Origin of the sequence: Pseudomonas sp. BT76 TE3572, assembly GCF_050435365.1 — a bacterium.
Lineage (GTDB): Bacteria > Pseudomonadota > Gammaproteobacteria > Pseudomonadales > Pseudomonadaceae > Aquipseudomonas > Aquipseudomonas fluorescens_W.
This window is the reverse complement of sequence record NZ_JBNDKE010000001.1, coordinates 586899-601932: the sequence shown is the minus strand read 5'-3', so window position 1 is coordinate 601932 and position 15034 is coordinate 586899. Positions and strand designations below refer to the sequence as shown.

The 15034-nt window shown below is 54.8% G+C and carries 13 protein-coding genes and 3 pseudogenes; 15 read left to right on the top strand and 1 reads right to left on the bottom strand.

Going from position 1 to position 15034, the window contains the following annotated elements; genetic code table 11:
* The first annotated feature begins 23 nt into the window (after positions 1-23).
* Positions 24-1493 carry an efflux transporter outer membrane subunit gene (locus ABH912_RS02825; protein WP_429509558.1) on the top strand — a complete coding sequence of 490 codons (1470 nt, stop codon included), beginning with the start codon at positions 24-26 and terminating at the stop codon, positions 1491-1493.
* 9 nt (positions 1494-1502) lie between these two features.
* Positions 1503-1655: pseudogene (locus ABH912_RS02820) on the top strand (IS5/IS1182 family transposase); the annotation flags it as partial.
* Between the two features lie 199 nt (positions 1656-1854).
* Here ABH912_RS02820 and ABH912_RS02815 read toward each other — a convergent pair.
* A complete protein-coding gene (locus ABH912_RS02815) occupies positions 1855-2673 on the bottom strand; it encodes a helix-turn-helix domain-containing protein (RefSeq protein ID WP_429509557.1) in 819 nt (272 codons plus the stop codon).
* Between the two features lie 323 nt (positions 2674-2996).
* Between ABH912_RS02815 and ABH912_RS02810 the strand changes: the two genes are divergently transcribed.
* The 13 genes and pseudogenes from ABH912_RS02810 to ABH912_RS02750 all read left to right on the top strand — a co-directional run bounded on the left by ABH912_RS02810 (position 2997) and on the right by ABH912_RS02750 (position 14864).
* Positions 2997-3260 (top strand): hypothetical protein, encoded by a 264-nt coding sequence (locus ABH912_RS02810; protein ID WP_429509556.1) that lies wholly within the window; start codon positions 2997-2999, stop codon positions 3258-3260.
* Positions 3261-3337: 77 nt separating this feature from the next.
* The gene (locus ABH912_RS02805; protein ID WP_429509555.1) at positions 3338-4228 is read left to right on the top strand and encodes a LysR family transcriptional regulator; all 891 of its coding nucleotides are present in this window, start codon (positions 3338-3340) and stop codon (positions 4226-4228) included.
* Between the two features lie 255 nt (positions 4229-4483).
* Positions 4484-5188, top strand: coding sequence for a hypothetical protein (locus ABH912_RS02800; protein WP_429509554.1), 705 nt, complete (start codon positions 4484-4486; stop codon positions 5186-5188).
* A gap of 112 nt (positions 5189-5300) precedes the next feature.
* Positions 5301-5516 carry an AlpA family transcriptional regulator gene (locus ABH912_RS02795; protein WP_429509553.1) on the top strand — a complete coding sequence of 72 codons (216 nt, stop codon included), beginning with the start codon at positions 5301-5303 and terminating at the stop codon, positions 5514-5516.
* An 11-nt stretch (positions 5517-5527) separates the two neighbouring features.
* Positions 5528-5743, top strand: a pseudogene (locus ABH912_RS02790) (ParA family protein); the annotation flags it as partial.
* A complete protein-coding gene (locus ABH912_RS02785; protein ID WP_429509552.1) occupies positions 5743-7302 on the top strand; it encodes a ParB family protein in 1560 nt (519 codons plus the stop codon). The pseudogene ABH912_RS02790 and the gene ABH912_RS02785, both read left to right, overlap by 1 nt.
* 12 nt (positions 7303-7314) lie before the next feature.
* Positions 7315-7877, top strand: a pseudogene (locus ABH912_RS02780) (DUF2857 domain-containing protein).
* A gap of 4 nt (positions 7878-7881) precedes the next feature.
* The gene (locus tag ABH912_RS02775) at positions 7882-9024 is read left to right on the top strand and encodes an STY4528 family pathogenicity island replication protein (RefSeq protein WP_429509551.1); all 1143 of its coding nucleotides are present in this window, start codon (positions 7882-7884) and stop codon (positions 9022-9024) included.
* Positions 9025-9183: 159 nt separating this feature from the next.
* Complete coding sequence (locus tag ABH912_RS02770; RefSeq protein WP_429509550.1) at positions 9184-9981, top strand: PFL_4669 family integrating conjugative element protein; 798 nt, start codon at positions 9184-9186, stop codon at positions 9979-9981.
* The gene (locus ABH912_RS02765) at positions 9978-10490 is read left to right on the top strand and encodes a DUF3158 family protein (protein ID WP_429509549.1); all 513 of its coding nucleotides are present in this window, start codon (positions 9978-9980) and stop codon (positions 10488-10490) included. Before ABH912_RS02770 ends, ABH912_RS02765 begins: the two co-directional genes overlap by 4 nt.
* Entirely contained in the window at positions 10487-10885 is a 399-nt protein-coding gene (locus tag ABH912_RS02760; RefSeq protein ID WP_429509548.1) for a single-stranded DNA-binding protein, read from the top strand. Before ABH912_RS02765 ends, ABH912_RS02760 begins: the two co-directional genes overlap by 4 nt.
* 282 nt (positions 10886-11167) lie before the next feature.
* Complete coding sequence (locus ABH912_RS02755) at positions 11168-13183, top strand: DNA topoisomerase III (RefSeq protein ID WP_429509547.1); 2016 nt, start codon at positions 11168-11170, stop codon at positions 13181-13183.
* Positions 13184-13646: 463 nt separating this feature from the next.
* A complete protein-coding gene (locus ABH912_RS02750) occupies positions 13647-14864 on the top strand; it encodes a DNA cytosine methyltransferase (protein ID WP_429509546.1) in 1218 nt (405 codons plus the stop codon).
* Positions 14865-15034: the final 170 nt, after the last annotated feature.

The window sequence follows — 15034 nt, the reverse complement described above, 5'->3', positions numbered from 1 at the left end:
ATCGATCATTCCGAAGGTATCACATGCACCCTCCTCGTTTTGCGGTCTTGCTGTGGTTCGGCATGGTTGCGGGTTGCGCAGTGGGCCCTGACTATTCAGAGCCCAATGTGGAATTGCCTGAGCATTTTTTTTTAGCGCAAACACCTAAAGCACACCAAGTTGATGCAGCACCAACTGATCTCACCGCTTGGTGGAACTCGTTCAATGACCCCGTGCTCAGTCAGCTGATCAATCGTGCACTTGAACAAAATCTCGATTTAGCTCAAGCAACAGCAAGGATCGAGCAGGCTCACGCGGGTTTGGGGGCAGCTAACGCAGCGCTTTTGCCATCGGCTACAGTCAATGGGCAAGCGGCCAGAGCCCGTCAGTCCGTGGAGACACCGTTGGGCCAAGTACTGAGTTCAGACCCATCCTTTAATCGCTACGGGAGCGCCTATGAGGCGAATCTGAATGCAGGTTGGGAACTGGACGTATTTGGCGGACTACGCCGAGGCAAAGAGGCAGCCTTCGCCGATTATCAGGCCTCCCAAGCCGGAGCGGTTGCCACACGCCTCGCGGTGGTAGCGCAGACTGCAGACCTTTACATCAGCATCCGTGGCCTGCAAGCACGCCTGGAAATTGCCCGAAAGCAAGTAGACACACGACAACAACTGCTCACCACCATCGAGCACCTGTATGCAAAAGGAATAGCTGCTGAACTACAGTTGAACCAGACCCAAGGGTCGCTGAATCAAGCACAGGCCACCGTGCCGGTACTGCAGGCGGGCCTTGCAGCTGCGATGAATGCGCTGGATGTCATGTTAGGCAAACCGCCGGGTACTTACAGCGCGCAATTGATTAAGTCGGCGCGCATCCCTGATGTGCCAAGTCTCGCCAAACTAGGCTCTCCGGCCGATCTGCTGCGTCGGCGTCCAGATTTGATCGTCGCTGAGCGCCGACTGGCGGCATCGAATGCTCGCATCGGCGAAGCCATCTCCGAGTACTACCCCAAGTTTTCTGTGGGTGCGCTGCTAGGCAGCGCTACATCGGTATCCAGCGGGAATCTTTTCAGCAACGGTGCCAGTCAGGCCTCGGCGGTCCTGGGACTACGCTGGAGGCTATTCGATTTTGGCCGCATCAACGCCCAAATTGACTTGGCGAAGGGTCAAGAAGCCGAAGCGATAGCCGTTTACCGCCAGTCAGTTCTACGGGCCTGCGAGGATGTCGAAACCGCTTTTTCGGCACTGATCAACCGCGAGCAGCAATCCGAAAAGCTAGCCCAGGGCGAGTCTGCTTTTGCGAAAGCACGAGCGACGTCGTTTACCGCGTATGAGAAAGGCGTGGTCAGTCTGATAGAAGTATTGGACGCGGATGAAAACCTTTTAGCGGCATCTGATGGTAGAGCCCAAGCACAAACTGAATCGGCTCGTGCTGCAGTGGCCACATTCAAAGCGTTGGGTGGTGGTTGGCAGCGCGAAGACTCAAATGGCCGTTTGATCTCCAGTGCACAATGAGCATCCTTAGGGATGCTCAAACTATGGGTGGGCGCGACGTACTTCTTGACCCGAAAGCTTGCCGGGGTAAGCGCAGAAATGAGCTTGAACGTTCTCGTCTACAACCTGAAACGGTTCATGAAAATCTTCGGCACCCATCACTTGATGACGGCGTTAACGGCATACAAACCGGCCTGTTTTTTACTCACCCCAATGATCTGGAGCGTTGCCGGACCGGTTTAGCTCATCAGTAAGGCATCGTGCCCTTGATCAGGCCCCATCTGAAGCTGCTTCACCACTTCTTGCGAAATGATCCACAATCGCTGCTCCAGATCAAACTGGTCGGGCGTCGCCAAACGTAGCTCGCCGGTACATATCCCCGTCAACAGCAGGCAATTTGGAACAGACCATCAACTATTTGTGCCCGCCCAAGCCTCGCCTTCAAATCGCCGTCTATTTCCTCGGTATCCACGCGATAAAGCCCAACCCTGCGGTAGGCCTCATGACGATCTATGTCTACGCCTAAAAAGTGCCACACCACCCTCGAACAAACCGGTTTACGGGAATCACATGCTGAAACGCCCATCTTCAGCCCGTTGAGACGAGTCACTCGACTTTTGAAGCTAGGGATGAGGATGGTTTGACTGACCTCATTAGACGTCAGCGATTCGTAGTCGATGAGGAACAGCCTGTCCTGTAGGTAGTACGCAAGGCCTTTGTACCGAGAGCGATCAAGATCTGCGACACCAGGAATACTGGACTGTAAACGTTCATGACGTTCATAAATGTAACAGTCGTCACTCTTTTGCATATGCACCAGCGAGCACGCGATGAAACCCGGATCCGACATTGCGTAGTAGTACTCGTGGTAGTACCCCAGTAACGCCCGCATATGTGGTGATGATTGCTGTTGAAGATGTTCAATCGCTCGCTGCGTTGGAGTCAGTTCCAGAGACGTGCTTGACCGTTTGGACCGGGCGCCTATTAGGTTGACGAACTGCTCTGTCGGTAGGCCAATCTCGTATTCCTCCACACCAAAAAAATCACAGATACGTTTGAGATTGAATGCTGTAGGCAGGCTACGTCCACTCAAATACTTGTTGAACTGACCACGGCTGATTTTCAGCCTCCGGCAGACCTCTGCAGTGGATCGGTAGTGATGACACAGTTGTTTCAAATTAGCAGGAAAAAACTCACGCATTTTAATCAGTACTTATTCGCGAAGGCGCTAGACGGCTTCAAGTTAGCCGCAACTCGCGCCACTATCGAACAACTCACGCAATTGCACACGAACCGATAATGACTAAATATTACCGCCGGGGCAGCGAGCTCAAAACTCCTTCGTCCCCGCGGCCCTGCGACTACAACGGATAGTAAGGAATACTACAGGCTTGAAGTCATAAACGACTCCTTCCCAGGAAGCACTCTGATAGGCCTACCGCATTACGAGGTGACTTGTCACTAAACGCTCACTCCTTGTCATCTGTTTTTTAAACCGCATATCAGCACTCTCAGGAGCTAAACATGGATCGTTATCGCCCGTTGAAAACAAACGCCACCTCAACCTCGGTAATGCTGATAGACACCAATGTAGAAGCCTCACAACTACTAGAAAACGCTCTATTTCGGATTGGAACCGGCACTGGACTATTGGAAGCCCTGACATCCGTAACGTTACAAAACGTAGGTGAAGCTGACTTCCATCGTTTGATATCGTCAGCTTACGTACCACTCCAAGAGGGCTTGGAACTTCTAGAGCAATTTCATTCAAAATCCTCAAAAAAATAAGTCACGCCTTGGCAGATAATTCATAAAACTCGCTGTCGCCCTGTTTTCTTTTAAAGGGTGATGGCTAAGGAACTATTTTGGAACTTCGCCATTTGCGCGGCTTCATCGCTGTTGCAGAAGAACTTCATTTCGCCCGTGCCGCGGAGCGGCTACACATAGAACAATCCCCACTTTCCAGGACGATCAAAGAGCTGGAATCAGACATAGGCGCACAGCTGTTTGACCGAACCTCTCGAGGCACACGACTGACTTGGCCTGGAGAGGTTTTCGCTGAGGCCGTCCACCGTATATTTCAAGCGGTGGAACAAGCACGTTGCAATGTTCGGGCAGCAGCAGCTGGATACCGGGGATTCCTCAGAGTTGCCTTATCCGACGGTGTTCTGCCTCAACGTTTGTCAGCGATTTTGGCCCAATGTCGAGAGGAAGAACCGGAGGTGGAAATACGGTTATTTGAGGTTTCGTTATCCCAGCAATTGAGGGGGCTTCGCGAGGACCAGTTCGATGTTGGTTTCGCTCGCTCAAAGGACGTAGGTGACGGCTTGAACGCTCAACCAGTTTGGCAAACGCCATTGACAGTAGTCGTGCCAGCACGACATCCGCTTCTTGCCCTTAAGCACATCCCATTGGATCAGGTGCTGAACTACCCGTTGGTGCTGTTCGATCCTCAAACGCATACCGGACTTCATCAACAAATTGACACCCTGCTGCGCCAGATACCATCACCTGCGAAAGTAGCTGAACAAGTCTCCAGCCAGGAAGTAATGCTTAGCCTGGTCGCTGCCGGGTACGGTATTGGACTCACTTGTGAAGCGCACATGGCGCTGTGCCAAAGCGCCGAGATCGTGACTCGTCCTTTGGCGGGTGATCCGGCTGTGCTGACCAGTTACCTGCTTCGTTCATCAAATGATCCCAGCGAACAACTGAAGCGATTCATAACCCGCGTCACCAATATGGATTCGGTCGTTTGAACAGATAAACACTCCAAGAAGGCAGGACTGAATAGGTCCTGCACCAGACCCTCAGAACATCAATACTCTCCCAATTTGCTCAGCACGAAGCTTGGGAGAGCCCATAACACAAGCACCAAGTCACCACTGAGCCGTAACCCAGAAAGTCTCAACCATCACCATTGATAAATGAGTATCCCCCAAGACGTATTTCGTCTTTCCCTTGAATCACGCTGACGTTTCTATAGATGGACATTGCCATCCATGGAACGACCAATGAATGAGAAACACGAGCAGTACGGCACCAAAGTCTTTTACAGCCCCATCGAAGCAGCGGTCCGCTGGAGCAGCTTGCTTGAGCAAGAAACCGACATACTCTCTGTGACATCGTTGACAGCTCCCACGACCGCGCAAGCTCTTCCGTTCTGGCCTTTATTAGGACTGAACATCGAGCGTCTTTACGATGCTATGCGCAACAGCGAGCTTGCGTTCGGAAAAGCCGGGATAACTTCCAATGATCCGGCGCTGCTTGATGCTCCACAGCTCACTATCCGGCACGTGGATCTCAAACGCTGGATGGCGAAGACCTACCCGGATCAAAAACCTGGTTTTCTGTTCGACGAAATGGAAAGACAGCTACATTCGGCCATTGATCTCGACTCCGTCCAGGAATTGCTGCTGCAGATCAAAACGCTCAAAGCTCAATTGAGCGCACGGGCACAACCTCAACAGCCCAAATCTGCTGAGAGTAAGGCTCAACTTCACACCAGGGCTGAAACCACGTACCTAAACATCATCGGCGGTCTACTGACACTGCTCTTGGGGCAGTCACCGAGCGGTGTGCGCTACTCATCTTTCAACACCCTCGAATCAGTCATCAGCGCACTGATCGCTTACCACAACGGCCGACCTGGAATAACCGAACGCACGTTATCGGCGAAATTTGCTGAAGCTAAACGTCAACTTTCCGGTGATTCGTAAGCGTTGCAATTGCAGTCGCTCATTCTGCAACTGCAGTGTTTTGAGTCTCTTAGCGGCATTCAATAGCCAACACTTCCCACCAGGCGCTACAGGGCGTCAAGGAGAGTCCACCGTGTCTCAGCAGAACGAAACAACGGCGCCGAGGGAGGCTCGCATCTTGCGGCTTTCTGAGGTCGAGCAGAAAAGCGGTTTCAAGCGCGCCCACATCTACAACCTGATGAGCCAAGGCCAATTCCCGAAATCCGTGCGACTTGGAGTGCGAGCCGTGGGCTGGGACGCCGGCGAAGTTGACCAGTGGATTGCTGAACGCTTACAGCACCGCACCTGAGGAGCAACACCATGCGTGTGGTATCAATTGTTTCTACCAAGGATGGTGTTGGCAAACCCACCACCACCGCCGCCAATATTGGGGTGTTGGCAACCAATGCGGGCTTGAGCGGTTTGCTCATGGATCTGGATATTCAACCCAACCTGTCGGGCATCCTTGAACTTGACGAGCGGGCGCCGGTAGGCGTCCACGGGTTGTTGGTTCCTCCTCCCCGGGGGTTGCAGCAATGACCGACAGGCGATTGGAAACCACGGCCAATCATTTATTGGCAGAAAATTTCGCCCGATCAGGACCGGCAATGGAGGCGCTGTGTGACCCGATCATCGACACGCCAATGGTCATAACATTGGACCGGCTGAAAGCTTACGACCTGGACCCGCGGGTAACCCGCAACCCGCGATATGATGAGATCAAGGCGTCGATTCGCCATCGAGGGTTGGATGCCCCGCCGGCCATCACCCGGCGTCCGGGTGAGCCTCACTTCCGAATTCGTAATGGTGGCAATACCCGGTTATCAATACTGAACGAGCTGTGGTCGGAGACCAAAGACGAAAAGTTCTTTCGTATTTCGTGTCTATTTCGCCCCTGGCCCCAGCGAGGTGAGATCGTCGCGTTAACTGGCCACCTGGCCGAGAACGAACTTCGCGGTGGACTGACCTTTATTGAACGAGCACTGGGTGTCGAGAAAGCCAGGGAGCTTTACGAACTGGAGTGCGGTTTACCCCTTTCGCAATCGGAATTGTCGCGACGACTGAGCGCTGATGGTTACCCCATTCAACAATCGCACATCAGCCGCATGCGCGATGCAGTGCAGTTCCTCTTGCCGGCCATCCCTAACGTTCTGTACGGCGGTCTGGGTCGGCATCAGGTTGAGCGCTTGGCTGTGATGCGCCGATCAGGTGAAAGAATTTGGGAGGAGCACGCTCATGGCAAAGTGATGGGCATCGATTTCCCGACCTTGTTTCAGGAAGCGCTGGTGATGTTTGATGGAGAAGCTGCCGCGTTTTCTTTACCGCGAGTACAAGACGAACTGATTGGTCAGATGGCGCAATGGCTCGGCGTCGACTACGACACATTGACCTTGGAGTCGGAGACCGGGGAGAGGCGTCAGCGAGCATTGGGAGGTGAGCCACAACAACACCCAACGTCAGAACCCTCAATGTTCCTGCCTCCCCCTCCTCCTCACGCACCTGAGCGGTCCAATTCTGCGCCCGCTAAAACAGTTTGTAGCGCTGAGCAGAGTGCTGCTGACACTCAGGACAATGCGGTACTCACCTCCCCCGTTACCGATCGCCTTCAGTCGATACAGCAAATGGTGGCTGAGCACGCTGGGGACGAGCCTCAATTGAAATCAGACTGCCTTCCTCCTTCGCAGGGCAGTCTCTTCCCGATCTCGGACATTTGGAACATTGAGCCAGGCCTCGACGCACCGGATCGATTGCGAGTCCACATCAGCCAGTTCGCCCGGGAGATCGCTCAGGATCAAGCGCAAGCCGACTTCATCACTGAAGTCGATGAAGGTATTGGTTTTCGTTGCAGCACTGGATCGACACCAGAAAATCAACCGACGTCCACCTTGCTGTCCTTGCTTGACACGTTGACTGCAAGCACGAAACAAGCCGTGCCGTTAGAAATTGGTTCCCTGCTCCTGGGCTCTACCGAGCCTTGTGACAACGCCAACAGATTGAGTGACGCCAATCTGGTCAAGTTGTTCCGGTTGATTCGCTTGGCCCGTCGCCTGATCGACCTCAAGTCCGACTTTTACCCAGACACCATAACGCGATGACAGGAGGTCTTCATGACGGCACCACACCCACTAAACCAAGCTGTAATTGCACAAGCCCTACACGATCTGCGCAACGGCCAACTGCGTCGCTGCAAAACGATGGGATTTGGTGACCAAGAATTGGCGGCGCACTCAAAGTGCCTGCCTTGCTCAGTGTTTTGCTCAATGCCCGGGTGCCTTGGTGCACCGTTCAAATCAATCGTGAAGTCCTGCAGCGGATTCTTCATCAGGTGGATGATGTGGAGCAGGAAATTGCCACGGTCGACCGGATGTTGCGCCTGGGCGCGAGTACGGAGATGGTCAGCAAATTCTACGGCCTGACACACCAAGAGGTCGCTCTGCGTCGAGACATACTGGGTCTGCCCAAGCGAAAAGGACGGCATCCGGTGCTCAGTGAGGAACAGGACACCTTGTTATGGAAACGTTGGTACCCGCAATTCAAAGCTCGGGGGTTCGCGGTGGACGATGATATGGCCATGTTGTCGCTCACCCTGGATCTGGCGCAAGAGCTCACGTTTCCCGTGTCAGTAATTTGGGCAGCGTTGCACAATTGGATCGATCAGGGGTTGGTCTGACACCATGAATCGCGCAGCCCCTGCTTCGTTGTCCTCGTTGCTAGATAACGCATTGGAGCGCCTGCAACCACAAGACAGGCAACCCCACGGTGACGGCTTTCTCTTCAGTGGTAATCGCCACGAAACCGTACCCAGAGCGCTCCTGCTCGATGTTCGGCTGACACCGCTCGAGCGCAATGCCTGGCAGGTATTTAGGCTGCTGCTCAATGATGATGGTGTCACCGCCTTTCCCACCTACGATCAACTTCGTCGTTATCTGACATCGGTTCCGTGCGGGGCGGTGGCCTCCCACGAAACCGTGGCCAAAACCCTGACGCTGCTGCGCCTGACACGCTGGCTCAGCCTGGTCAGACGTCGCCGCGATAAGAGTACCGGCCGAGTGCTTGGCAACTTGTACGTCCTCCACGACAGGCCGCTAAGCCCCTTTGAAGCCATGCAACTTGATCCGGCCTACATGGTGTTGGTCAGTCAGACACTTGAACACGCCAACAAGGGTATTCAGAGAGTCGGTTTGACAGTGCTCGAAGAAATCAGCCAAGACCCGAATCTGCAGACCCAGTTGTTGCCTAGCCATCTGCATGTGTTGATACAACGTTTGCTTGAGCAAAAAGCGACCTGCGATGAGCCCACCTGCCAATCCGAAGAGCCCCACTCACCCGCTCTTCGGAACGAAAAAACGCCTGCTTCGGAATCCGAACCAGGTCTCAAAGGCACTGGCTGCGACAAGCTTCGGAATCCGAAGACAGCGAGTACTTTAAATACAAAACCGTTAAAAGAAATACGTACAGAAACTCAGGTGTGTGATGCGTCCGAAATGAAATTCCCCCCTCGGTTCGGCTTGCTCAAGCCGGCTCAACAAGCAGGTGCCAAAGTAGCTCTACTTCAAGTGAACCCTCAATTGCGCCAAGCTGTGCTTGATGAGTGGGCGGCACGGTGTCGAGATACACAAGTTCGCAATCCTGCCGGCTACCTGTTCGGCATCATCCAGAAAGCCGTGCAGGGACACTTCACCGCGTGGGCTGCGAAGACAGACGCATACGAGTCGATGCACTCCAAACCAACGCCCCGGCAAGTAGATAAAGCAGAACGAGATCCAACGGTTGCTCAAGCCTACCTTGCAGAGTTGAAAGGTCGTTTTCTGCGCTGAATGTACACTTCCACGGATTTGGTTATCCCCTGGGGATAGCCCTGAACGCCCGCTTAACAATTGCGTGAAATCAGGCTGCCACCCCCTGCGCTTTGTTCACTGACAGCCTTCCCCCTCTACCTCAATGCTGACCACTCATTCCTCTATGAGTGCGACCCCATGGCAAACGATCTGCAACTTAACCTTGGTGCGTTACGCAGCACCATGCAACTCACCTTGCACACCCATCATGCTTCTCGCATTTGGCATGGCCGATCAGCCTCGGAAGGACGAGCTACCATCATCGGTCTGAACGGTTTCATGTCAGTCATGAACAAGATGAAACGCGGAGCTGAACAGGACGATCCTTACTCAGACGCTTGGATGCTGCGTATCGAAGACAAGCTGAATGACACCAAGGAGAGCCTGAGAGTCCTGCGTGAGCAGGTCGACCAGGTACTGTCAGAGGTTCCCTCCGCCTTGAGTCTGGGTGAAAACCTCAATGTCCAACCGGTCAGACTACCGTTGTTCGTCAATGCTCAGCTCGGATTCATGGCGGTGTACCTTCTGGCTGAGTATGACGACCTGGCGAGGCGGCTGATCCTGGCGCATCACACCGCATTGATCGACCGAAGCACGTTGGAACATTGTCTGAATGAAGGCGCTCATGCCCTTCGCAGCCTGTTTAGCTTGGCCCAGCAATACAAGCATTCGGGTGCCCATCGTGAAGATATTGCGGCCAATAACGTTGCCGCGCAGATCGCAAGGGAAAGGTTCGGCGAGTTACCGCAAGACGTACTCGAGGGCTCGCGCCGGTCGCGCTTCGCGCCACCCATGATTCGACGCATGACCATCAACGAGCAGCAGAGCAAAAACAATACCGCTACAGATGAACCGGATATCGAGAGCGCAGACACCCCCGAAGCAGACGACACAAATGCAGGGTACTCACCTTCAGAAGAGGAAGAGCCCCGATGAGCCAGAACTACTTCACCTCTTTGGCGCCGGCAGACTTCCAGCAGCTGGCACACGCAGGCTACCTAAAAGGCCTTTTAAACCCTTTTAAAGGTAAGGGGGAGCTTGAGGTCTGGGCCAGCCAATGCTCTGCGCTTCGCGACGACCTCATTACCTTGGCCGAGGAGCGAATCCTTACCCAGGCCCGGAGCTACCCATTCAACCTACTCCCCATCCAACTGGCCCAGCAAGTCACTGGTGCAGGGACGACCTTTTTGCGCTGGCGCAACCTAGACCGTACATCGATGGGGGTGGCGCTGTGGGAGCGGTGCATCGAGAGCAAGGCAACACCGAACGTACTGATCAATGACCTTTTCGCCCTGGAGCAGCAGCGAATAGTGCTCAACATGCAGATCAGCCTGACCCACAGCCTTACCCGCCAAGCCGGCAACTGCGCCAGCAAAATCGCCCGGGCGGAAGGGATCTATCAACGCGTCATCGGACGCGACACACCTCAAGAGAGTACATCATGAGCACCCATTTTTTTGGTGAAGGCAATATCGGTTCGACGCCCGAGTATCGGGAGTTTGCCAACGGCAACGATGAGCCGCGGCGTCTGCTGCGGCTCAATATCTACTTCGATAACCCTGTACCTAGCAAAGACGGTTTTGAAGATCGCGGAGGTTATTGGGCTCCTGTCGAAATTTGGCACCGCGATGCCCAACGATGGAGCGTCTTGTACCAGAAGGGCATGCGGGTATTAGTGGAGGGACGCACCGTGAAAGAGGAATGGGAAGACGCAGATGAAAAAGCCCGTGTGACGTTCAAGATCGAGGCTCGTCGGGTGGGCATTCTGCCCTTCCGGATCGAGACCGTAGTGCTGGGCACAAAACAGTCCGCACCAGATAACGATGGGGATCAACAATAATTCACAAATCCATGAGCGGCTGTCGCGACGGTCAGCCGCTCACGCTGCACCAATGAAGGTGCGTGGCGCCGGACGGCAAGTTCCACTGACGGCCACTACGGTCCAGCCGGCGGCACATTGCGAATCTTCTGAACCAAAACCTGCCGACTCCCCAGCGGTACCTCACTCGAAGAGAATCTGCGCAAACTCAATAAGCCAAACTCAGTATCGCTTTTCGGGTCGCGATTGCGGGGGCTGCTGCGTCATCGTCACACGCATCTCAGACCTACTCAGGGCAATGACATGCGACTCTTCCTCTGTGAAAAACCCTCTCAAGGCAAAGACATTGCTCGAGTGCTTGGAGCAAACCAACGTGGCTCCGGTTGCTACAACGGCTCTGGAGTAACCGTCACCTGGTGCATCGGCCACCTGGTTGAGGCGGCTCCACCTGAGGCCTATGGCGAGCACCTGAAACGCTGGTCATTGGACCAACTGCCTATCATTCCGCAATCGTGGCAGGTCGAAGTCAAAGCAAACACAGCCTCGCAGTACAACGTCGTCAAACATTTGTTGACCCAGGCTACTGAGCTTGTGATCGCCACCGACGCTGATCGTGAAGGTGAAATGATCGCTCGCGAGATTCTTGAGCTGTGCCGATACCAGGGTTCGATTCAGCGACTGTGGCTGTCTGCTCTCAACGACGCCTCAATTCGCAAAGCGCTGGCAACCTTGCGATCATCCAATGACACCGTATTGCTGTATCACTCAGCCCTCGCCCGCTCCCGATCTGACTGGTTGATCGGTATGAATCTGAGTCGGCTATTCACATTGCTTGGACGTCAGTCGGGTCACGGCGGTGTGCTGTCCGTCGGTCGCGTTCAAACGCCGACGTTACGTTTGGTCGTTGATCGTGATCGCGATATAGCTCGCTTCATATCGGTCCCCTACTGGGCTGTCGATGTGGTGCTGACGCTTGGAGGGCAGCCGTTCAACGCGCAATGGGTGCCTCCGCCTGGCACGGTGGATGACGCCGGACGCTGCATTCGGCAAGCGGCCGCACATCAATCGCTTCGGTGCCTTCAGGGCGCTTCGCAAGCCCAAGTCACCTCGGTGGATACGGAGCGACTGCGTGAAGCCCCACCACTGCCCTTTGATCTCAGCACACTCCAGGAAGTGTGCTCAAGGCGCTTCGGGCTGGACGTGCAAGAGACTTTGGACATCGCACAATCGCTGTACGAAACCCACAAAGCCACAACCTACCCTCGTTCTGACTCCGGCTATCTGCCCGAAAGCATGTTTGGCGAAGCACAAACCGTTCTAGACGCATTGATGGTCAGTGATCCTAACCTTGCCTCGCTGATTCAGTCAGTTGATCGCACCCAACGTTCGCGAGCCTGGAATGACAACAAGGTCAGTGCTCACCACGGCATTATTCCAACGCTTGAGCCTTTCAAGATGGGAGCCCTGAACGAGAACGAGCGGGCTGTTTACGAACTGATACGCGCTCACTATCTGGCGCAGTTTCTGCCGCATCACGAGTTCGACCGAACCTGCGCGCAATTCAACTGTGAGGGGCAATCTCTTCAAGCCACAGGCAAGCAAATCGTTGTGTTGGGTTGGCGTCAGGTATTGGCGAATGCACAGGAGACAACCGAGGATGAGTCCACACAACGGAGTCAGGTTTTGCCACCCCTTATGTCAGGCAGCTGTTGCAGCGTGCAACACGTCGAGTTGAAGTCGCTCAAGACGCTTGCGCCCAAGGCATTCACCCAAGGCGAACTGATCAAGGCCATGAAAGGTGTCGCCAAGATCATCAACGACCCGCGGCTGAAGCAGACTCTGAAGGACACATCGGGCATTGGTACAGAAGCAACCCGTGCCAACATCATCAACGGTCTTTTAAGTCGGGGGTATTTGTTCAAAAAGGGTCGATCGGTTCGAGCCTCTGATGCAGCCTTCACCTTGATTGATGCAGTGCCGGCAGCCATCGCTGACCCTGGCACCACCGCGATCTGGGAACAGGCTTTTGACATGATCGAGACCGGTCAGATGACGCTGGACAGCTTCATAGCCAAACAAGCTGCGTGGATCACGCAACTGGTTGAGCATTACCGAACGACCACCCTGTCTATTCACATTCCTGAAGGGCCTGGCTGTCCGGTGTGTGGTGCATCTATGCGTCAACGACACGGCAAGCACGGCGCCTTCTGGTCTTGCACCCGTTACCCCGAGTGCAAAGGTGTCTTGCCTGTCGAGGCCAAGGCGGGCCCTGCATCGACATCCCGAAAGCCGCGCCGCTCAACGCCAAAAAGGAGCTGAGTGGGTTTGCCCAAGCATGTTTCTCCTTCTGAAACAGCGTGCGCGTACAGCCCGATCCTATGATCGCTGACGAGAAGGACTTGTTTGTCATTGATGCGCTCACGGCGCGCCACACTCATTTAGAAGTTCACCCCCGAAGGGTTTCCTGATCACTTTGATCAAAGCGATCAGGAAACCCTTCGGGGTGGGCGTAATCAGTACCGGCACCCACCGGTCAAACAACGGGCTCCTTTTGTACACGGATGTGTGCCTCACGATTCCGACCCACGCCACGACACGGGTCGGGTGTAAATGCTGCAACAGGGCCTGGCAATAACGAGCGCCATGATCCTGCGTAGCCCACCGGTGGCTTTCTTGTTTCAGCCGAAGGTTGCGCCTTCGGCACCTTAGTCCCTTCCCCCTACCGCGCCTCTCCAGAATTTGTTCTGGCGAAAGGGGCGTGCCACAGCGAAGGACTTACCTTATGAACCAACCCTTTACCGGTCTCAAGTACGCCAGTGTCTGTAGCGGAATTGAAGCCGTCAGTGTCGCCTGGCAACCGCTTGGAATAATGCCCGCATGGTTTTCCGAGATCGAGCCGTTTCCATGTGCAGTACTAGCCCATCACTACCCCGAGGTGCCCAATCTAGGTGACATGACGTTACTGACTGAGCAAGTGCTCAGTAAACACATTCCTGCCCCTCCGATCCTGATTGGAGGCACACCTTGCCAAGCCTTCAGTATTGCTGGATTTCGCGCTGGTCTGGCTGATCCGCGCGGTGTGCTCAGCCTCAAATACGTGGAACTCGCCAATGCCATCGACCAAGTCCGCTGCAGTCGAAATGAACCTGAATCAATCATTGTCTGGGAGAACGTACCTGGCGTGCTCAGCGACAAAGGCAACGCCTTCGGCTGTTTTCTCGCAGCACTTGCTGGAGAAGAAAAGGTGCTGGAGCCGCCAAGGAAGGTGTGGTCGCACGCAGGTATTGTGCTTGGCCCCCAAAGAACAATCGCGTGGCGAATCCTGGATGCCCAATATTTCGGCGTGGCCCAACGACGCCGTCGTGTGTTCCTTGTCGCAAGTGCTCGACCTGGGTTTGATCCCGCCGCGGTACTTTTTGAGTCCGAAGGCATGCGCCGGGATCGTCCGCCGGACCGCTCGCCGGGGCAGATTGCTACCGCCCATCATGGAACGAGCACTGATGCAGATGATGGCTTAGAACGACTTCATGTCTTTACAAACACGTACGGGATGGCCAACGGCCAAGGTGGTGCAGAAGCTTCACTGGAGTGCTGCCCTACGCTGACCTGTAATCACGACGTGGCATTCGTCGTTTACGAGCCGGGTGACCTGACACAAGACGAACCCGTTGAGCACTCGGCCCCACGTGAGGATGGACTGGTTCGAGCCTATCCAGTCACACCAGAATCAAGCCACAAGGCCCGACGCCTGCTTCCGAATGAATGCGAGCGTCTTCAAGGCCTACCCAGTGGTTACACCAGAATTCCGAGGCGCAATTACGCGACCAAGCGAATCAGTCGTAGCCGCCCAAATGATCTTTGGGAGCCCACGGAAACAGGCTGGATGCTGATGGCAGCTGATGGTCCACGGTACAAGGCCATTGGCAACAGCATGGCCGTGCCCTGCCTCACCTGGATCGGAAAAAGACTTCTGGCGACGCTCTCTCAATCGGGTTCATAGGGTCGCGGTATTCATCGCTGACAGGTCGGGGCTCGAAGCTCAGTCTCAGGGTTCGCATCACTGGTCACTGATCAGTGCCTGCCCAGGCAGCCGAGGTCTTCAGGGCTGCGGCGTGAATACTCACGTTGACCATGCCAGTCCGCCAAGCATCAATTCTGCGGACGCACGCC